Genomic DNA, 20,129 nt, shown 5'->3' with positions numbered 1-20,129 from the left:
CGCGCGCACCACCGACGACGGGCCGCCGGCGCACCCTTCGTCGCCGACGGCCCGTCACCACGCTCTCCCCCACCGGCAGGCCCGGCCGGGGCGGTTGCTACAGGACGAACGCGTCCTGGCCGCCGCTGCTCACCATCGGGCGGCCGGCCGCCTCCCAGGCGTACATGCCGCCGTCCACGTTCACCGCGTCCCGGCCGCCCGCGACCAGGTACTGCACCACCTGCGCGGAGCGGCCGCCGACCCGGCACAGCACGTACAGCCGGGCGTCGGGCAGCTCGTCGAGCCGGGCCACCACCTGGCCGATCGGGATGTGCAGCGCGCCCTCCACGTGGCCGGCGTCCCACTCGTCCTGCTCGCGGACGTCGAGCAGGGCGGCGTCGGCGGGCACCGAGGCGGCGTCGGTGGTGGGCAGCTGAGCGAACATCGGGGCGGTCTCCTGGGGTCGGGACGGGTCGTTCGGGCCATTGTCGGGCAGCAGGGCGGCCAGCTTGGCCTCCCGGTCGGCGGCGGTGGCCAGCAACCGGTCGGCGAGGTCCTCCAGCAGGCGCTCCGGCTCGTCCGGGCGCAGCAGCAGCAGTTCGCCCATCGGGGTGCGCTCCAGCCGGACCCGCTCGGTGGCCAGCGCGGTGATCCGGCCGGTCAGCCACTCCAGGCGCTGGCGCAGCCAGGCCAGCCGGTCGGGGGAGTCGACGGCGGGCGCCGAGTCCGGGTCGGTGGACCACTCCTCGGCGAGCCGCTCCAGCCCTTCGGTGTCGGCCAGCGCGTACGCCTCGTTGACCCGGGCGATGAACGCCGAACGGCGCTGCTGCTCGGCCGGGTCGGTGGACAGGTCGGGGTGGGCCCGGCGGGCCAGTTCGCGGTAGACCCGCTGGGCGTCCCTGTCGGGCCGCACCCGGCGGGCCTCCGGCTCGCCCTCGCGCGGGCCGCGCTGCTCGGCGGGCTCGACCCGGTCCCGGGCCTCCTGGGCCCGCCGCAGGTCCTCCGGGTCGCCGCTGAGCACCGCGACCGCCTCGGCGATCAGCGCGTCCAGCTCGTCCAGCTCCGCGTACAGCGGGCCCAGCAGCTGGTGATGGGCGAGCGCGAAGTTGTCGATCTCCACCCGCAGGGTGGCCACGTCGACGTCCAGGGTCAGCCAGGCCAGCTCGGCCGCCGCGACCCGCTCCTCCAGCTCCTGCCGCTCCGGATCCGCCCACACCTCGACGCTCGGTACGCTCACCCGGGCCACCCTACCGGGGCCGCCACACCGCCCGACCGGGTGAGCGCGAAGCACGCCGGGGGCGCGCCGTCAACGACACGCAACTGATACGGACGAATCTGCCCGATTAACTACCTCCCATTGGCATCTCCGTGCTTCATTGGAGGACGCACGCAAGGACGCGCGCACCGGCCAGGAGGAGCAGCAGAACTCAAAGGGGCAGACCGATATCCATGGTGGACCAGCCCATTTCCGCACCCGACCGGGCGGACCTCCCGGGCGGCCGCCCCTCCGGGGTGGTGGCGCTGCTTCGCGTGGCCGCCGTGCTGGTCGATCCGGACGGCCGGATCGCCGTGTGGAACCGCACCGCGGAGGAGCTCTTCGGCCACCGCGCCGCCGTCGCCGTCGGCCGCACCGCCGACGGCCTGCTGCCCGCCCTCTGCCCCCGCCACGAACCGGACGCCCCCGCACACCGCTGCGACGCCTTCGACACCCTCGACGACCTCGCCACGGACGGCCCGTGGGCCGGCGCGATGGCGGTGCACGACCGCGAGGAGCGGCTGCGCGACGTCCTGTGGTGGGCCTACCCGCTGGCCGAATCGGCCGGCCGCTCGCTGCTCGTCCTGGCCGCCGACGCCCGGCCGCTGCGCACCGTCGGCCCCCGGATCGCCGTCGGCGAGCGCCTCGTCCCGTACGCCGCCGCGCCCGCCGCGGCCCGCCCGCAGCAGGTCGCGGCCGCCTTCGCGCCGCCCGCCGAGCAGGCCTCCGAGGCGCTGTCCGGGCTGCTGCCGTCCTGCTCCCCGGAACGCCGCGGCCGACTGCTCGCCGCCCTGGCCGCGGCCGGCCCGCCCGCGCTGCGGCTGGACCCGGCGACGCTGCTGCCGGTCGCGCCCCACCCGTCCTCGCCGGGCGGGCCTCCCGGCGCCGCCCGGGCCGCCGCCGGCCTCGGCCGCCGCTACCCCACCCCGCAGCAACGGGCCGCCCAGCAGCGCGAGCGCACCGCGCGCCGCCCGGCGGAGCCGCAACGCGGCACGGGTGCCCGGGCCCCGCTCGGGGTACGGATACAGGCTGCCGGGCCCGCCGAGGAAGCGCGGGTGCCCGGCAGCACCGTCCCATCCCCACGCGACGCCGCCGCCCACGGCCCGACCCCGGGAGGCCCCGCCATCGACCCCGCCGCCCCGCCCGAACCGGCCCCCGCCACGCCCGCCGTCCTGCCCGGCCCCACCAGGTCCGCCGACGGCGGCGTCGAGGTGGTCCGCGGCCTGCCCGACGACGGCGACCTGGCACTGCTGGCCTCGGTCGGCAGCCAGGTCGGCACCACCCTCGACCTGGACACCACCGCCCGCGAACTGTGCGAGGTGCTGGTCCCCCGGGTCGCCGACTTCGCCTGCGTGGACCTGCTCGACGGCCTGCTCTCGGACGGCGAACTGCCCGCCGACCCGCCCGACAACCGCACCGTGCTGCGCCGCGTCGCCCGGACCTTCAACGCCGCCCCGGCGCGCTGGAACCACGTCCTGGACGAGGGCTCGCTGCTGACCATGCCGCGCTCCACCCCGCCCGGCCTGGCCCTGCAGGAGAACCAGCCGGTGCTGGTGCCGCTGATCTCCGCGGACGTCGCGGTCGACTACGCGGCCTCCCTGGGCGGCCCCGAACTGGAGCCGACCGTGGTCGGCCGCTCCATGCTGGTGCTGCCGCTGTCCGCGCGCGGCGCGGTGCTCGGCATCCTCAAGCTGCTGCGGCTCTCCGACCGGGCGCCGTTCACCCGCGCCGACGCCGACACCCTCAAGGAGATCGCCGCCCGCGCCGCCCTGTCACTGGACAACGCCCGGCTGCACCGCGCCGAGTCCAAGGTCGCCACCACCCTGCAGCGCTCGATGATCCCCACCCGCCCGCCGAAGATCCCCGGCGTGCAGATCGCCCACCGCTACATGCCGGGCGACCGCAAGGCCGAGGTCGGCGGCGACTGGTTCGACGCCATCCAGCTGCCCGGCAGCCGGGTCGCCCTGGTGGTCGGCGACGTGATGGGCCACGGCCTGCACTCGGCCGCCGCGATGGGCCGCTTCCGCACCGCCATGCAGACCCTCGCCGCCCTCGACCTGCCACCGGGCCAGCTGCTGCGGCACCTCGACAACCTGGCCCAGAAACTCGGCGACGACCACCTCGCGACCTGCCTCTACGCGGTCTACGACCCGATCAACCGCACCTGCGAGCTCGCCTCCGCCGGGCACGTCCCGCCGGTGCTGGTCCACCCCGACGGACGCGGCGAACTGCTCGACCTGCCCTCGGGCGCGCCGATCGGCGTCGGCGGGGTGCCGTTCGTCGCCACGAAGATCGACGTCTCGGACGGCTCGATGCTGGTGCTGTGCACCGACGGCCTGGTCGAGGTCCGCGGCGGCGACATAGGAGAGGGCCTGGCCGCGCTCTGCGGCAACCTGATCGACCCCAAGCAGACCCCCGACGAGGCCTGCGACACCGTGCTGAACACCCTGCACTCCGACGACCGGCAGGACGACATCGCGCTGCTGGTCGCCCGTTTCGACGGCGTCCCGCCGACCGAGGTGGCCACCTGGCAGCTGGGCGTCACCGAGGCGGAGGTCGCCCGGGCCCGCCGGCTGGTGCGCGACCAGCTCGCCGCGTGGCAGCTGACCGCGCTCGGCGAGACGGTCGAACTGCTGGTGTCCGAGCTGGTCACCAACGCCGTCCGGGTGGCCCGCTCCGAGGTGCAGCTCCAGCTGATCCGGGTCGACAAGCTGCTGGTCGAGGTCAGCGACGACAACCACAACCTGCCGTCGCTGGAACCCGCCGACTCGCTGTCCGAGCACGGCCGCGGCCTCAACCTGGTCAGCAAGCTGTCCGAGAAGTGGGGCACCGCCCGCAAAGCGGTCGGCAAGGTCGTCTACTTCGAGATGCCGCTGCCGCGCGGTTGACCCGGCGCCGGGGTCAGGGCGTGACCGCCCTGGCCCCGCCCTGCGCCACCGAGGCGGCCGCGCCGACCCCGGACAGCACCCGCGGCCAGTAGTCGCCGAACACCTCGACCCAGACCGCGATCAGCACCGCGGTGCTGATCGCCACCAGGTGCTCCATGCCCGCCAGGTTCGGCAGCAGCACCGCCTCCACGGTCATCGCCAGCACCACCGCGCCGCCCGTCCACCAGGCCCGGCAGCGGAACGCCACCACCACGGCCAGCGCCACCACCGCCGCCGACGGCCCGGTGTCGCGCACGTGCGCCACCCAGTGCGGGAACCCCAGCAGGTGGTGCGGGCCGAGCGCCACCGCGATCCGGGCGAACAGCGTGCCCGCCAGCGTGCAGACGTACGCGACCACCAGGGTCAGCCGCCGCCCCAGCACGATCTCCGCCACCCCGAACACCAGGAACACCTGCGCCAGCGCCCCCCAGACCGGCAGGTCCAGGGCCGGCACGTACAGCGACAGCGGCGTGCGCAGCAGCGACACGTCCAACGGCAGCGCCGCCTTCACCACCCCGATGTCCGAGACGAACCGCGCCCCGCCCGGCAGGTGCTGGACCACCGAGAACAGCAGCACCAGCGCCGTCGCCGCCGTCGCCAATGGCACCGCGGCGAATTTCCGCCGCACGACCTGTTCCTTCACGGCGCCGAACAGCGCCCCCCACTCGGCGGTCGCGGCCCGGCGGAATACCGCCCCGAGCCCCGACCGCACGCCCCCCGCGTGGGTGTTCTGCTTCACGAACCGGCTCTCCCGTCCCGGCGACGTGCGGCGATCCCGACGTCCGTCCCGTTCTACGCGTCCTCTTCCACGCCTCTTCTTCGACCCTACGCATCGAATTGATCAAGGGCATCAGCTTCGAAGCCCACCCGAGTCATACCCGGGTCTGATCTTCCGGCCCACTCCGCCCCCCGGCGGAGGGACCACCGTCCCCGGCCCCACCGGGCCGGGAAGCCTGTGGCTCAGCCCTCGGGGGCGTGCCTCCGGCGGAACAGCGCCGGCATGCTCGGCACCGTGATGAAGCCTTCCGCACGGGCCGAGGCGATACCGATCCGCGGAATCTCGCTGCTCTTCTCGAAGAGCAGATAACGCGGCTCCCAGATCGGCCGGTACTTCGCATTCGCCCGGTACAGCGACTCGATCTGCCACCAGCGGGAGAAGAATCCCAGCACCGAACGCCAAAGCCGCAGCACCGGGCCGGCGCCCAGCTTCGAACCGCGCTCGAAAACGGAACGGAACATCGCGAAGTTCAGCGACACGCGTTCCAGCTCGACCTCGTTCGCGCGCTGCAGGAGTTCGATCACCATGAACTCCATCAGGCCGTTCTCGCTGTCCCGGTCGCGCCGCATCAGGTCCAGCGACAGGCCGTGCGCACCCCACGGCACGAAGCTCAGCAGGGCCCGCAGCTCGCCGTCCCCGTCGAAGCACTCCAGCATCACGCAGCGCCCGTCGCCCGGGTCGCCGAGCCGGCCCAGCGCCATCGAGAAGCCGCGCTCGGTCGCGCCGTCCCGCCAGTGGTCGGCCTTCGACACCAGCTCGGCCATCTCCGACTCGGGGATGTCCTCGTGGCGGCGGATCCGCACCGTGTACCCGGCCCGCTTGACCCGGTTGTAGGCCTGTCGGACCACCCGCATCGCCCGGCCGTCCAGCGAGAACTCGTCCAGCTCGACGATCGCCTCGTCGCCCAGCTCCAGCGCGTCCAGCCCGTGCCGGGCGTAGATCACCCCGGCCTCCTCGGAGGCGCCCATCACGGCCGGCACCCAGGCGTGCTCGCGGGCCTCCGCCAGCCAGGCGTCGATCGCCCCCGGCCAGGCCTCCGGGTCGCCGATCGGGTCGCCGGACGCCAGGGTCACGCCGCCGACCACCCGGTAGGCGATCGCGGCCTTCCCGCTCGGCGAGAAGACCACCGCCTTGTCCCGGCGCAGCGCGAAGTAGCCCAGCGAGTCCCGCTCGCCCTGCTTGTCCAGCAGCTCGCGCAGCTTCCGCTCGTCCTCGTCGGTCTGCAGCTCCTCGCCGCGCGGCGAGCGGAACGTCACGAACAGCACGGCCAGGAACAGCACCGCGCCCATCACGTTGATCGCGGCGTTCACCCAGGTCGGCACGGAGATCACGTCGGCCACCCGCGCCGACGGGGTCAGCGTGATCATCCGATGGATCGAGTAGCTGAACCGGGTGCCGAAGCCCGCCCCGCTGATGTGGTTGGTCAGCTGCACCAGCAGCGAGCCGATCAGGCCGCCCAGCGCCAGGCCGCCGACGGCCGCCGCCACCGCGGTCTTCGGGTTCGAGCGGTCGCCCTTGGAGGTGAACTCGCGGCGCGAGACCAGCAGAGCCACCAGGAACAGGCCGGTCAGCACCACCGAGAACCAGTTCAAGGGGTGGGACGTGAAGTGCTGCCCCCAGGCCAGCAGCGCCAGGTAGGTGGCGAAGGTCAGCCCCGCCAGCCCGGTGTTGAAGATCCACGCCGCCCGCTTGCGCCGGCGCATCGCCACCGCCAGGAACAGCGACAGCACCGCCGAGGTCAACCCGGCGGTCACCAGGTACGGGGTGAAGTACTGGCCTTCGTTGTGGCGCTGCACCTGGTCCCGGAACGGCACCGACAGCACCGCGACCAAGTTCAGCAGTGCCACCAACCGCAGGTACCAGACCGTCGACGCGGCGGCCCGCCGACGCCAGAGCACCTGCGGACCCGAACCCTCGCCCCGAGCGGGCGACACGGCCGAGGCAGCCGTCTTCACTGTGGACACAGCAACCATTCCAGACGATCGAACATCGGGGCGCATCCGCGCGCGGTCTGCACACTTCACCCCGATTTCCATGGTTGCCCAGCGAAGATGAGAATTGCGTGAATCCGGTAGCGGATTCCCACCCCCGCCGATCGGCGGGGGTACCGGCCCGCCACCCCACCCCAGGGAGAGACATGCCGCCGACCCGGGTCCTGATCGTGGACGACGAGGTGCTGGTCCGCTCCGGGCTCGGCCTGATCGTCGGCTCCGCACCCGACCTCGAAGTGGTCGGCGGCTGCTCCGGCGGCCAGGCCGAGCAGCAGACCCGGGCGCTCGCCCCCGACGTGGTGCTGCTCGACGTCCGGATGCCCGACCTGGACGGCATCAGCGTGCTGCGCCGGCTGCGCGCCCTGCCCGACCCGCCCGTCGTCGCCATGCTCACCACCTTCGACACCGACGAGTACATCGGCACCGCGCTGCGGGCCGGCGCCGCCGGCTTCCTGCTCAAGGACACCGCCCCCGAACAGCTGGTGCACGCCGTCCGGGTGCTCGCGGCCGGCGGCAGCGTGCTCTCCCCGACCGTCGCCCGCACCGTGATCAGCGGCTACGTCGACGGCGGCGGCCCCGACCTCACCGCCACCGCCCTCACCCACCGGCTGACCGGCCGCGAGCTCGACGTGCTGGCGCTGCTCGGCGAAGGCCTCTCCAACGCCGAGATAGCCGACCGGCTGTTCCTCGGCACCGGCACCGTCAAGGACCACATCAGCGCCATCCTGGCCAAGCTCGGCGCGGCCAACCGGGTCCAGGCCGCCGTGGTCGCGCACCGCGCCGGGCTGGTCCGCGACCGCCGGGACGGGGAGTGATCGCCGCCGAACCCGCCGCCGAAGCCGGTCCGCGCCGCCGGGCCTGGCTGCGCTCCCCCCGCACCACCCTGCTGGTCCCGGTGGCAGCCGCCGCACTGGACTCCGCACTGGTCGCCAAGGGCTCCGCGCCCTGGCAGCTCGCGCTGTCCGCGCTGTCCGTGGTCGCCCTGCTCGGCCGCCGCCGCCACCCGCTGGCAGTGGCCCTGCTCACCCTGCCCGCGGCGTTCTTCAACGAGATCTGGCTGGCCCCGCTCACCGCCGTGTACGCGGTCTCCGCCGCCTACCCGAAACCGCGGATCCCCGTCGCCTGCGCCATTTCCTTCGCCCTGATCGAGTTCTTCCACTGGCCGTTCGCCCCGGAACTGTTCGCCCTCAGCCGGGACAACGCGCTGTACGCCATCCAGTCGGTGATGCTCGGCGCCGGACCGGCCGCGCTCGGCATGCTCACCCGCACCCGCCGGGAACTCGGCGAGCGCGTCACCGAACTCACCGAGGGCCGTCAGCGCGAGAACCGGCTGATCGCCGAACAGGTGCTGACCGCCGAACGCGCCCGACTGGCCCGCGAAATGCACGACGTGGTCTCCCACCAGGTCAGCCTGATCTCCATCCAGGCCGGGGCGATCCAGGTCGCCAGCACCGACCCGGCCGCCCGGGACGGCGCCCGCACCATCCGCGAACTCTCCGTCCGCACCCTCGACGAACTGCGCCAGATGGTCGGCGTGCTGCGTGCCGCCGGCCCCGGCAACCGCACCCCGCTCACCCCGCAGCCCACCCTCGCCGACCTGCCCCGGCTGATCGACGGCAGCGGCCTGCCGGTCACCCGCCGGCTCGACCCCGGCCGCCGCGACTGGCCCGAGGCGGTCGAACGGGCCGCCTACCGGACCGTCCAGGAGGGCCTCACCAACATCAGCAAGCACGCCCCCGGCGCCCGGGTCACCGTCCGGGTCGCCACGCGCGGCGACCAGCTCCACGTCGAGGTCCGCAACGGCCCGCCGACCGGCCGCAGCACCACCGCCCCGCTGCCCGGCGGCGGCCACGGCCTGATCGGCCTGCGCGAACGCGCCGCCCTGCTCGGCGGCAGCTTCACCGCCGGCCCGACCCCGGACGGCGGCTTCGCGCTGCACGCCGTCCTGCCCGCGTAGACCCCGGGGAAGCCGAGGGCGCGCCCAGGAAACAGCACAGGACAGCACGGGACAACAAAAAAGCCCCGCAGATCCTGAGATCTGCGGGGCTTCGCTGTGCGCGAGGGGGGAGTTGAACCCCCACGCCCTTTCGGGCACTGGAACCTGAATCCAGCGCGTCTGCCTATTCCGCCACCCGCGCATGGGTGTTTGTCTTCCGGAGCTTGTCGCTCTTTCGACTCTTCGAGAAGCTTAGCGCATCTCTCCGGGTCTTCCGTTCGGCTCCCTTGCGGGCGCCCCTTCCGACATGGAAAACATTAGCACGCTCCGAGCCCCACCTGCGAATCCATTCCCACGGGCCCCCCGCACGGCTCGGACCGGGCCGCAACCGGGGATCGGTGCGAACGGGTGAGCGGGCCGCCCAGTGGGTACCCTCCGGGCGCGACCTGGCCGGGGAACCGTACGGAAGGGCCGGGCGTGGATACGATCAGTACGGAAGTACCGCTTTCCAGCCGACGAGCCGGCCCGACAGAGCCCTGAGAGGGGGTGCCCCGTGGGAGTCCTGAAGAAGTTCGAGCAGCGACTCGAAGGTCTCGTGAACGGCACCTTCGCCAAGGTCTTCAAGTCCGAGGTCCAGCCGGTGGAGATCGCCGGCGCCCTGCAGCGCGAGTGCGACAACAACGCCAGCATCTGGAACCGGGACCGCACGGTCGTCCCGAACGACTTCATCGTCGAACTCAGCCCGCACGACCACGAGCGACTCAGCCCGTACGCCGGGCAGCTCGGCAGCGAGCTCGCCGGGATGGTCCGCGAGTACGCCGAGGCGCAGCGGTACACCTTCATGGGCCCGCTGCAGGTCGCCCTGGAGAAGGCCGACGACCTGGACACCGGGCTGTACCGGGTGCGCAGCCGCACGCTGACCGCCGAGGACCCGCAGCGCCCGCCCGCGCCGCCCGCCGCCGCCCAGCCCGGCTACGGCCGGCCGCCGACCCCGCCCGCGCCCGGCGCGCCCTGGCAGCAGGGCGCCGGCGCCCCCTACGGCGCTCCGCCGCCGCCCGCCGCCCCGCCCGCGATGCCGCCCGTCCCGCCGGCCCCCGGCAACAACGTCCGGCAGTTCCCCGGCGCGGGCCACGGCGGCATCGGCACCCGGCGCTGGATCGAGGTGAACGGCGCCCGGCACCAGATCAGCCAGAACCCGGTCGTCCTGGGCCGCTCCACCGAGGCCGACATCCGGATCGACGACCCCGGAGTGTCCCGCAAGCACGCGGAGATCCGCCCCGGAACGCCCGCGATGGTGATGGATCTCGGCTCCACCAACGGCATCGTGGTGGACGGGCAGCACACCCAGCGCGCTACGCTCCGCGACGGCTCCCGGATCGTCCTGGGGTCGACCACCATCGTCTACCGACAGGTCGAAGGGTAGAAGCGGGCCGGTATGTCTGATCTGACCCTGACGGTCATGCGGCTGGGCTTCCTCGCCGTGCTCTGGCTGTTCGTCATCGTCGCCGTCCAGGTGATCCGCAGCGACCTGTTCACCACCAAGGGCGCCACACGCTCGGGGCGTCGGGCCGCATCCGCCACCCCCGCCGCGGCCACCGCCGCCCGCCCGCCGCAGGGGCAGCCGACCGCCGCCCAGCAGCAGCAGGCCCGGCAGCGCCGCGGCCAGCCCACGCACCTGGTGGTCACCCAGGGATCGCTGGCCGGCACCACCGTCGCCCTGCACGGCCAGACCGTCACGCTGGGCCGGGCGCACGACTCCACGATCGTGCTGGACGACGACTACGCGTCCTCCCGTCACGCCAGGATCTACCCGGATCAGGCTGGGCAGTGGACCGTGGAGGATCTAGGCTCCACCAACGGCACCTATCTGGACCGACAGCGGCTGACCACGCCGACGCCGCTCCAGATCGGCGTGCCGATCCGAATCGGCAGGACCGTCATCGAACTGCGGAAGTAGTCAGCGCATGAGGACCAGCTCCACCCGAAGGAGGGCCCGGACAGCATGAGTCTCGTGCTGCGCTTCGCCGCCGGCTCGCACAAGGGCCTGATCCGCGAGGGGAACGAGGACTCCGGCTATGCCGGACCCAGACTGCTCGCGGTGGCCGACGGCATGGGTGGGGCGGCGGCCGGTGAGGTCGCCTCCTCCGAGGTGCTGGGGTCGATCGTCCGGCTGGACGAGGAACAACCCGGTGCCGACCTGCTGACCCTGCTGGGCGACGCGGTGCAGACCGCCAACGACCGGCTGCGGCAGATGGTCGACCAGGACCCCCAGCTGGAAGGCATGGGCTGCACCCTCACCGCGCTGCTGTGGGACGGCCAGCGGATGGGCCAGGTGCACATCGGCGACTCCCGCGCCTACCTGCTGCGGGACGGCCGGCTCGACCAGATCACCCAGGACCACACCTGGGTGCAGCGGCTGGTCGACGAGGGCCGGATCACCGCCGAGGAGGCCGAGACCCACCCGCAGCGCTCGCTGCTGATGCGCGCCCTGGACGGCCGCGGCCAGGTCGAGCCCGACCTGTCGATCCGCGAGGTCCGGGCCGGCGACCGCTACCTGATCTGCTCCGACGGCCTGTCCGGCCCGGTCAGCCACCAGACCCTGGAGGAGACGCTCGGCAGCTACTACGCGCCGCAGCAGACCGTCCAGGAGCTGATCCAGCTGGCGCTGCGCGGCGGCGGCCCGGACAACATCACCTGCATCGTGGCCGACGTGATCGAGGTCGGCGCCACCGACCTGCTCAGCGGCCAGGCCTCGCAGGCCCCCGAGGTGGTCGGCGCGGTCGCCGACACCCAGCAGCACCCGCTGCACGACCCGCACCTGCTGGACACCCCCGCCGGTCGCGCGGCCGGCCTCGGCCGCACCCCGCAGGCCCCGCAGGGCGCCTTCGGGCCCGCCGAGGGCTACCAGGGCGGCTACGACCAGCAGCCCGGCTACGGGGCCCCGGCCGGTGACTTCGGCCCCGCCGAGGGCTACCAGGACGGCTACGACCAGGACGGCAACTGGGGCGACCCGGCCGGCTTCCCGCCCGGCGACGGCGGCGAGTACGGCGACCCCGACCCGTACGCGGGCGACCCCCCGCCGAGCCGCCGCAAGAAGAAGCGCGGCATGAAGATCACCCTGATCGGGGTGCTGGTGCTCGCGGTGCTCGGCGGCGGCGGCTGGTTCGCCTGGCAGTGGAACCAGGGCCAGTACTACGTCGGCACCGACAACGGCCACCTGGCCGTGTTCCGCGGCACCGACCAGAACCTGGCCGGCCTGAAGCTCAGCTCGGTCTACCAGAAGTTCGACGACGTGGAACTCAAGTACCTGCCCGCCTTCCAGCGCGACCAGGTCGCCAAGAACATCCAGGCCGGCAGCCTCGACGACGCCCGGAAGCAGGTCGCCGCGCTGCGCGCGCAGGCCGAGGTCTGCAAGAAGGTCGCCGATTCCAAGGCCGCCCCGGCCGCCGGGGACGCCACGCCGACCACCCCGCCGTTGACCGAGCAGGAGCAGCAGCTCGCCGTGTCCTGCTCCGGGCAGTAGGCCGCGGGCGACCCCGAGGGTTTTCACAGGCATGAGCACATTCGACGTGAGCAGCGGTCGTACGCCCGCCACCGGGCGGCGCCGCGCCGTCGGCCGGTCCTCGGCGGGCGACACCCCGAACCGGCGCAACGCCGAACTCCTGATGTTGGCCTTCGCGGTCGCGATCCCGATCATGGCGTACGCCAACGTCGGCCTGGCGATGGACGGCAGCCTGCCCGCCGGCATGGTGCAGTACGGGCTGGGCATGGGCGTGCTGGCGCTGATCGCCCACCTGGCGGTGCGGCGGTTCGCGCCGTACGCCGACCCGCTGCTGCTGCCGCTGGCGACGCTGCTGAACGGGCTCGGCCTGGTGATGATCTGGCGGCTCGACAAGGCCGGCAAGCTGCTGATCAAGAACTACGCGGCGGCGCCGAACCAGCTGATGTGGTCCGGTCTCGGGGTGCTGCTGTTCATCGGCGTGGTGATCCTGCTGAAGGACCACCGGATCCTGCAGCGCTACACCTACATCTCGATGGTGCTGGCGCTGGTGCTGCTGGCCGCGCCGGCCTTCTTCCCGTCCCGGCCGGAGGACTTCGGCGCGAAGATCTGGATCCGCTTCGGCTCGTTCTCGATCCAGCCCGGCGAGTTCGCCAAGATCATCCTGACGGTGTTCTTCGCCGGCTTCCTGATGGTCAAGAAGGACGCCCTGGCGCTGGCCAGCCGCAAGTTCATGGGCCTGTACCTGCCGCGCGGCCGCGACCTCGGCCCGATCGTGGTGGTCTGGCTGCTGTCGATCCTGATCCTGGTGTTCGAGACCGACCTGGGTACGTCCTTCCTGTTCTTCGGCCTGTTCGTGGTGATGCTGTACGTCGCCACCGAGCGGACCAGCTGGATCGTCTTCGGTCTGACGATGTCGCTGGGCGGCGCGGCCATGGTGGCCTCCATCGAGCCGCACGTGAAGGTCCGCATCAACGCCTGGCTCGACCCGATGGCGGCGTTCGGGCCGAATGCGCCCAAGCAGTCCTCCGAGCAGATCGGGCAGACCCTGATGTCGCTCGGTTCGGGCGGCACCGTCGGCACCGGGTTCGGGCAGGGCCGCAGCTGGCTGATCCAGTTCGCGGCCAAGAGCGACTTCATCCTCGGCTCGTTCGGCGAGGAGCTGGGCCTGACCGGTCTGATGGCGCTGTTCATGCTCTACGGCCTGGTGGTGCAGCGCGGCCTGCGCACCGCGCTGGCGGCCCGCGACCCGTTCGGCAAGCTGCTGGCGGTCGGCCTGAGCTCGGCGTTCGGGCTGCAGGTGTTCGTGGTCGCCGGCGGTGTCACCGGCCTGATCCCGCTGACCGGTATGACCATGCCGTTCCTCGCCCAGGGCGGATCCTCCCTGGTCGCGAACTGGGCCCTGATCGCCATCCTGATGAAGATCAGCGACACCGCCCGCCGGCCGGCCGTCGAACCGGCCACCGCCATTCCGGAGCCGGCCGGACCGGAGCGGCTCGGAGCCGCCGGCCCGGGCGCACCGGACCAGAGCAGGGGAGCGACCTCGTGAACAAGCCGATCCGCCGGGTGTCGATCTTCTGCCTGGTGCTGATCCTGGCCCTGATGCTCCGGGTGAACTGGGTGCAGGGCGTGGAGGCGTCGGCGTGGGCCAACAACCCGCACAACGACCGCACCAAGTACGACCGGTACGCCTCCCCCCGCGGCAACATCATCGTCGGGGGCCAGGCCGTCACCAAGTCCGACTTCGTCAACGGCCTGCGCTACAAGTACAAGCGCTCCTGGGTGGACGGGCCGATGTACGCGCCGGTCACCGGCTGGTCCTCGCAGGCCTACGACTCCACCCAGCTGGAGAAGCTGGAGGACGGCATCCTCTCCGGCACCGACTCCCGGCTGTTCTTCCGCAACACCCTGGACATGCTGACCGGCAAGCCCAAGCAGGGCGGCGACGTGGTCACCACCATCGACCCCAAGGTGCAGAAGGCGGGCTTCGAGGGGCTGGGCGACAAGAAGGGCGCCGCGGTCGCCATCGACCCGAAGACCGGGGCGATCCTCGGGCTGGTCTCCACCCCGTCGTACGACCCGAGCACCTTCGCGGGCGGCTCCGACGACGACGCCAAGGCCAAGGCGGCGCTCGACGCCGACCCGAACAAGCCGCTGCTGAACCGGGCGCTGCGCGAGACCTATCCGCCCGGCTCGACCTTCAAGCTGATCACCGCCGCGACGGCGTTCGAGACCGGCAAGTACCAGAACCCGACGGACGTCACCGACACCCCGAACCCGTACGTCCTGCCCGGCACCAGCACCCCGCTGATCAACGCCAGCTCCACCGAGCCGTGCCTGAACGCCAGCATCCAGACCGCGATGGACTACTCCTGCAACACGGTGTTCGGCAAGATGGGCGCCGAGCTGGGCGGGGACAAGCTGCGGGCGCAGGCCGAGAAGTTCGGCTTCAACAACGACCAGGTGGACGTCCCGATCCGGGCCACCGCCAGCTACTACCCGAAGGACTCCAAGCCCGACGGCACCGCGATGGACGCCATCGGCCAGCACGACACCCGGGCCACCCCGCTGCAGATGGCCATGGTGGCGGCGGCGATCGCCAACAACGGCTCGCTGATGCAGCCGTACCTGGTCGCCCAGGAGGGTTCGGCCGGGAACGTGATCTCCACCCACACCGAGCACCAGATGTCGCAGGCGGTCTCGCCGGCCACCGCCCAGAAGCTCCAACAGCTGATGGAGTCGGTGGTGCAGAACGGCACCGGCAAGAACGCGAAGATCCCGGGCGTGACGGTCGGCGGCAAGACCGGCACCGCCCAGCACGGCCAGGACAACTCGGGCCTGCCGTTCGCCTGGTTCGTCTCCTACGCCAAGGGCCAGGACGGCAAGCAGGTCGCCGTCGCGGTGGTCGTCGAGGACGGCTCCAGCGAGGCGCAGCAGATCTCCGGCGGCTCGCTCGCCGCGCCGATCGCCAAGGCGATGATGCAGGCCGCGCTCGGCAAGTAGATCGGTCGTATCCATCACATTCCGGCCATCGATCCTCGATCGGTGGCCGGAATTGTCACAATGGGACGGTCCGGATCGATACCGGTCTGGTCTCAGCTGGCTGCCTGCACCAGGCACGTCAGGTTCGCCCGGTAGCGTATCCGCCAGCAGCGGGTGTACCCGCAGCCAGTCCGCGGCCACCGACCGCGGATGCCAGCACTGTGAAACCACCGCGGCGGCGGCCGCGTCAAGACAGAGCGTGCGGGGACACTACGTCATATCCTCACCGACCGGTGGGGGAGAGGGTCGGAGATATGGAAGAGCCTCGTCGTCTAGGCGGCAGGTACGAGCTCGGCGGCGTCCTCGGACGCGGTGGCATGGCCGAGGTGTACCTCGCCCACGACACCCGGCTCGGCCGCCAGGTCGCAGTGAAGACCCTCCGCACCGACATGGCCCGCGACCCCTCGTTCCAGGCCCGCTTCCGCCGCGAGGCGCAGTCCGCGGCCTCGCTCAACCACCCCGCCATCGTCGCCGTCTACGACACCGGCGAGGACTACATCGACGGGATCTCCATCCCGTACATCGTCATGGAGTACGTCGAGGGCTCCACGCTGCGCGAACTGCTGCACACCGGGCGGCGGCTGCTGCCCGAGCGCGCGCTGGAGATGACCATCGGCATCCTGCAGGCGCTCGAGTACTCGCACCGCGCCGGCATCGTGCACCGCGACATCAAGCCCGCCAACGTCATGCTGACCCGGCAGGGCAACGTCAAGGTGATGGACTTCGGCATCGCCCGCGCGATGGGTGACGCCGGCATGACGATGACCCAGACCTCCGCGGTCATCGGCACCGCCCAGTACCTCTCCCCCGAGCAGGCCAAGGGCGAGACCGTCGACGCCCGCTCCGACCTCTACTCGACCGGCTGCCTGCTGTACGAGCTGCTCACGGTGCGCCCCCCGTTCGTCGGCGACTCCCCCGTCGCGGTGGCCTACCAGCACGTGCGCGAGGAGCCCGCGCCACCGTCCGCGTACGACCCCGAGGTCCGCCCGGAGATCGACGCGATCGTGCTGAAGGCGCTCGCCAAGGAGCGCGACTACCGGTACCAGTCCGCCGACGAGATGCGCGACGACATCGAGCGCTTCCTCGACGGCCTCCCGGTCGCCGCCGCCCAGCAGGCCGCCTACGGCACCGGCACCAACGGCTACGGGTACGACCAGAGCGGCGGGCAGTACGACCCGTACGGCCAGACCAACATGCTGCCCCAGCAGGGCGGCCCCACCACCATGCTGCCGCCGGTCGGACACCAGCAGCCCGCCCAGTACGGCGGCTACCAGGACGACGGCTACGGCAACGGCAACGGCGGCTACGACGACGACGGCTACCAGGGCCGGGGCAGTCGGCGCCGCGAGGAGCAGCCGAAGAAGAACAACACCTCCTGGATCATCCTGGCCGTCGCGGCGGTGCTGGTCCTGGTCGGCGCGTTCTTCGTGGTGCAGTCGATGGTGAAGACCGGCGGCGGGAGCAGCAAGACCACCGTCCCGAACCTGGTCGGCAAGACGCTCCCCGAGGCGGAGGCCGCGGCGAAGTCGCAGAACCCCACGCTCACCGTGGTCGCGGGCGACCCGATCGCCTGCCCCGACACCAAGATCCAGAAGGACCAGGTCTGCACCCAGGAGCAGGCCGCCAACAGCGAGATCTCCACCACCGGGAAGATCACGGTGCACCTGTCCTCCGGCCCGGCGCAGGTCGACGTCCCCGACGTCACCGGCCAGTCCAAGGACGCCGCCAACACCGCGCTGACCGCCAAGGGCTTCGTGGTCACCTTCAGCTACAGCAACGACGACAAGATCGAGCAGGACAAGGTCATCTCGCAGTCGGTGACCGGCAAGGCCGCGACCGGCACCTCCGTCGCCCTGGTGGTCTCCTCCGGTCAGGGGAAGGTCGCCGTGCCGCCGCTGGTCGGCCAGTCCCAGGACAACGCCTCCCAGGCGCTCACCGACCTCAACCTGACGCCGAACGTGGTCACCAAGACCATCACCGACCAGACCAAGGTCGGCCAGGTCATCGAGCAGAACCCGCTGAAGGGCACCCAGGTCGCCAAGGGCAGCAAGGTCACCATCACGGTCGGCAAGCTGGCCGACAAGGTGTCCATGCCGATCGTGGCCAACAAGACCTACAAGCAGGTCGTCGCGGACCTCCAGAAGCTCGGTCTCAACTCGGTGGTCGTGTCGGGCCCGCAGGACGAGAACGCGATCGTGATCGGGAGTGACCCGCAGTCCAACCAGCAGGTCGACCCGAGCATTCCGGTCAAGCTCTGGACCAGGGCCGGCGACAAGACACCGGCCACGCCCTGACCGGCGCCACGCGCCGAAAGGGGCCGCACCGTCCTCGGACGGTGCGGCCCCTTTCGCGTCGGCCCGGCGTCAGCGCAGCTCGGGCGGCGGCGTGCGGTGGGCGTCCATCGGGTCCACCCGGACCAGGCTCGCCCACACCGCCATCCGGTAGCGCGAGGTGTACACCGGCGTGCAGGTGGTCAGCGTCAGGTACCGGCCGGGGCCGGTGAACGGCGAGCCCTCGGGGACGGGCGCGACCACGCCGACGTCGTACTTGGAGGTCTGCGGGAGGGTGCCGGCGACCCGGTAGACGTACCAGGCGTCCCGGGTCTCCACCACCACCGGATCGCCTTCGGAGAGCCGGTCCAGGTCGTGGAACTTCGCGCCGTGGCCGTCCCGGTGCGCCGCCATCGTGAAGTTGCCCTCGGCGTCCCACGGCATCGCCGACCGGTACGGCTCCTCGTACACCCCGGCGACGCCCTCGTTGAGCACCTCCGTGCTGGTGCCCATCCGGATCAGCGTCGTCCGGTCGCCCTTCTCGAACGCGGGCACGTGCAGGAAGCCCACGCCGTCGCCCGCCTCGTACACCGGGGCGGGGGCCTCCGGCGTGCCGGCCGCCGGGGCGCTCCAGGTCTGCCGGAGCCGGTCCCCCTGGCGGTCGGCGGCCCGGGCGGCCACCACGTCCGTCCACCACAGCGAGTACCCGACGAACAGGGCCAGCACCAGGCCGAGGGTGATCAGCGCTTCACCCATCAGGCCCAGGGCCGCAGCCACTCGTCCGCGCCGTCGCCCGCTCCGAATGGTTGTGCCCATGGTGCCGTGCCTCGCTGCTCAGTGTTGCCCGGTCAGCGCCTCCGGCTGGCCTTGGCTCCGCGGCCGTTCGTCGACCATCTTGCCAAAGACGATGAGCCTTCCCCGGGCACTGAACTCCGGCGTGCATGTCGTCATGGTCATATAGCGGCCCGGTTCGGTGAACGGCGAGCCCTTGGGGATCGCCTGAAGCACCGTCACGTTGGTCGGCGGGGTCTCCGGAATGCCGCCCGCCACCTCGTAGGTGAAGTAGGAGGTCGCCGTCTCCACCACGATCTTGTCGCCCGGCACCAGCTTGCCGATCTCCCGGAACGGCTGACCGTGCGTGGTGCGGTGCGCGGCGACCGCGAAGTTGCCGGCCGGGTCGGACGGCATCGCGGTGCCCGTGTAGTGGCCGACCAGGCCCTTGTCGAGCACCTGCTGCTTGTTGGTGCCCTCGGCGATCGGATAGGTCAGGTCGAGCTTCGGGATGTGGATGATCGCGAAGCCCTTGCCGGGCTCGAACGTGCCCGCCGGCACCGGCGCGCCGCCGTCGGTCGACGGGGCGACCGGCTGCGCCCACTGCTGCTCCAGCTTCTTGCCCGCGGCGCTGGCGGCGTTGTCGGCCACCACGTTGGTCCACCACAGCTGGTAGGAGACGAACAGCAGCATCACCACGCCGAGGGTGATGAACAGCTCCCCCACCGCCCGGGCCAGCACCACCCGTTTGCGCTCCTTGGGCCGCCGCGGACGCGGTCCTGCGGCCCGCCCGGACGCCCGCCGCCGACCGGTGCCCGCCCCCAGGCCTCCCGGCCCCTGGGCGCGCCGCCGACCGGCCGGGTCGTCCGGCCCGGATATCGCAGCCGGATCCGACTCGACCCCGGGCAGCCGCAGCTGCAGGGTCCGCTCCGGGGCCGGCTCGTAGACGCCCCAGCCGTCCGGCTCGTCCATCTCCTCGGGAACGCCCCGCTCCGGGCGCACGGCGGTCATCCGGTCAGCCCCGGCCGATCACCGGGGCGAGGCCGGCCGAACGGCCCACCGCTTCCGGGAACCCGCACTCGGCCAGCCAGTTGGCGAGCATCCGGTGCCCGCCCTCGGTGAGCACCGACTCGGGGTGGAACTGGACGCCCTCGACCAGCAGCTCACGGTGCCGCAGGCCCATGATCACACCGCTGTCGGTGCGCGAGGTGACCACCAGCTCGGCGGGCACGGTGTCCGGCCGGACCGCCAGCGAGTGGTAGCGGGTCGCGGTCAGCGGCGAGGGCAGGCCCTCGAACACCCCGCCGTCCTCGTGCACCACCGACGAGGTCTTGCCGTGCAGCAGCTCCGGCGCCCGGTCGACCACCGCGCCGTACGCCACCGCGATCGACTGCAGCCCCAGGCACACGCCGAACAGCGGCAGCCCGATCCGCGCGCAGTGGTGCACCATCTCCACGCACACCCCCGCCTCCTCCGGCGTCCCCGGCCCGGGCGAGAGCAGCACCCCGTCGTAGCCCTCCGCGCCCGCCCTGGGCCGGACATGAGCCACCGTCAACCGGTCGTTGCGGACCACCTCGCACTCCGCACCCAGCTGGTACAGGTACTGGACGAGGTTGAAGACGAAGCTGTCGTAGTTGTCGACCACGAGAATCCGGGGCGGGTGGCCGGCGGAAGTCATCGC

Annotated in this window: 15 protein-coding genes and 1 tRNA gene; 9 read left to right on the top strand and 7 right to left on the bottom strand. The window is 72.2% G+C overall.

Translation table 11 applies throughout. The features are described from left to right. Positions 1-97 precede the first annotated feature (97 nt). A complete protein-coding gene (locus ACIQF6_RS09175) occupies positions 98-1,216 on the bottom strand; it encodes a rhodanese-like domain-containing protein (protein WP_400891963.1) in 1,119 nt (372 codons plus the stop codon). A gap of 212 nt (positions 1,217-1,428) precedes the next feature. Between ACIQF6_RS09175 and ACIQF6_RS09170 the strand changes: the two genes are divergently transcribed. After that, positions 1,429-4,122, top strand: a complete 2,694-nt coding sequence (locus ACIQF6_RS09170) for a SpoIIE family protein phosphatase (protein WP_400891960.1) — start codon at positions 1,429-1,431, stop codon at positions 4,120-4,122. A gap of 13 nt (positions 4,123-4,135) precedes the next feature. On the opposite strand, the gene ACIQF6_RS09165 is transcribed toward ACIQF6_RS09170, so the two are convergent. Then, a complete protein-coding gene (locus tag ACIQF6_RS09165) occupies positions 4,136-4,900 on the bottom strand; it encodes a hypothetical protein (protein WP_400891958.1) in 765 nt (254 codons plus the stop codon). A 221-nt stretch (positions 4,901-5,121) separates the two neighbouring features. Then, a complete protein-coding gene (locus ACIQF6_RS09160; RefSeq protein WP_400891955.1) occupies positions 5,122-6,912 on the bottom strand; it encodes a phosphatidylglycerol lysyltransferase domain-containing protein in 1,791 nt (596 codons plus the stop codon). Between the two features lie 164 nt (positions 6,913-7,076). Here ACIQF6_RS09160 and ACIQF6_RS09155 point away from each other — a divergent pair, with 164 nt between their 5' ends. Together ACIQF6_RS09155 and ACIQF6_RS09150 are read left to right on the top strand one after the other, a co-directional pair. Further along, positions 7,077-7,745: a response regulator gene (locus tag ACIQF6_RS09155; protein ID WP_400891953.1), complete on the top strand. Its 669-nt coding sequence runs from the start codon at positions 7,077-7,079 to the stop codon at positions 7,743-7,745. Beyond that, the gene (locus ACIQF6_RS09150) at positions 7,742-8,887 is read left to right on the top strand and encodes a sensor histidine kinase (protein WP_400891951.1); all 1,146 of its coding nucleotides are present in this window, start codon (positions 7,742-7,744) and stop codon (positions 8,885-8,887) included. The genes ACIQF6_RS09155 and ACIQF6_RS09150 overlap by 4 nt, the downstream gene beginning before the upstream one ends. Before the next feature lie 97 nt (positions 8,888-8,984). On the opposite strand, the gene ACIQF6_RS09145 is transcribed toward ACIQF6_RS09150, so the two are convergent. After that, positions 8,985-9,068 (bottom strand) — tRNA-Leu (locus tag ACIQF6_RS09145). A 351-nt stretch (positions 9,069-9,419) separates the two neighbouring features. On the opposite strand from ACIQF6_RS09145, the gene ACIQF6_RS09140 reads away from it, so the two are divergent. The 6 genes from ACIQF6_RS09140 to pknB all read left to right on the top strand — a co-directional run bounded on the left by ACIQF6_RS09140 (position 9,420) and on the right by pknB (position 17,701). Next, positions 9,420-10,289 carry an FhaA domain-containing protein gene (locus tag ACIQF6_RS09140; RefSeq protein WP_400891949.1) on the top strand — a complete coding sequence of 290 codons (870 nt, stop codon included), beginning with the start codon at positions 9,420-9,422 and terminating at the stop codon, positions 10,287-10,289. A gap of 12 nt (positions 10,290-10,301) precedes the next feature. Beyond that, positions 10,302-10,823 (top strand): FHA domain-containing protein, encoded by a 522-nt coding sequence (locus tag ACIQF6_RS09135; protein WP_400891946.1) that lies wholly within the window; start codon positions 10,302-10,304, stop codon positions 10,821-10,823. A 45-nt stretch (positions 10,824-10,868) separates the two neighbouring features. After that, positions 10,869-12,389 (top strand): protein phosphatase 2C domain-containing protein, encoded by a 1,521-nt coding sequence (locus tag ACIQF6_RS09130; protein WP_400891944.1) that lies wholly within the window; start codon positions 10,869-10,871, stop codon positions 12,387-12,389. Positions 12,390-12,420: 31 nt separating this feature from the next. After that, on the top strand, positions 12,421-13,914 hold the full coding sequence (locus tag ACIQF6_RS09125; RefSeq protein ID WP_400891942.1) for an FtsW/RodA/SpoVE family cell cycle protein: 1,494 nt from the start codon (positions 12,421-12,423) through the stop codon (positions 13,912-13,914). Continuing rightward, positions 13,911-15,368 (top strand): peptidoglycan D,D-transpeptidase FtsI family protein, encoded by a 1,458-nt coding sequence (locus tag ACIQF6_RS09120; protein WP_400891940.1) that lies wholly within the window; start codon positions 13,911-13,913, stop codon positions 15,366-15,368. Before ACIQF6_RS09125 ends, ACIQF6_RS09120 begins: the two co-directional genes overlap by 4 nt. 293 nt (positions 15,369-15,661) lie before the next feature. After that, complete coding sequence (gene pknB / locus ACIQF6_RS09115; RefSeq protein WP_400891938.1) at positions 15,662-17,701, top strand: Stk1 family PASTA domain-containing Ser/Thr kinase; 2,040 nt, start codon at positions 15,662-15,664, stop codon at positions 17,699-17,701. Between the two features lie 69 nt (positions 17,702-17,770). On the opposite strand, the gene ACIQF6_RS09110 is transcribed toward pknB, so the two are convergent. From ACIQF6_RS09110 to ACIQF6_RS09100, 3 genes are read right to left on the bottom strand one after another with little or no spacing between them, the layout of a single operon-like run. Beyond that, positions 17,771-18,493 (bottom strand): class E sortase, encoded by a 723-nt coding sequence (locus ACIQF6_RS09110; RefSeq protein ID WP_400891935.1) that lies wholly within the window; start codon positions 18,491-18,493, stop codon positions 17,771-17,773. An 18-nt stretch (positions 18,494-18,511) separates the two neighbouring features. Then, positions 18,512-19,459, bottom strand: a complete 948-nt coding sequence (locus tag ACIQF6_RS09105; protein ID WP_400891932.1) for a class E sortase — start codon at positions 19,457-19,459, stop codon at positions 18,512-18,514. A 4-nt stretch (positions 19,460-19,463) separates the two neighbouring features. After that, positions 19,464-20,126, bottom strand: a complete 663-nt coding sequence (locus ACIQF6_RS09100) for an aminodeoxychorismate/anthranilate synthase component II (protein WP_400891930.1) — start codon at positions 20,124-20,126, stop codon at positions 19,464-19,466. Between the last annotated feature and the right edge of the window lie 3 nt (positions 20,127-20,129).

It is taken from the genome of Kitasatospora sp. NPDC092948 (genome assembly GCF_044754805.1).
Lineage (GTDB): Bacteria > Actinomycetota > Actinomycetes > Streptomycetales > Streptomycetaceae > Kitasatospora.
Note: the sequence above shows the minus strand (reverse complement) of the source record. Positions and strands in the feature narration are given on the sequence as shown.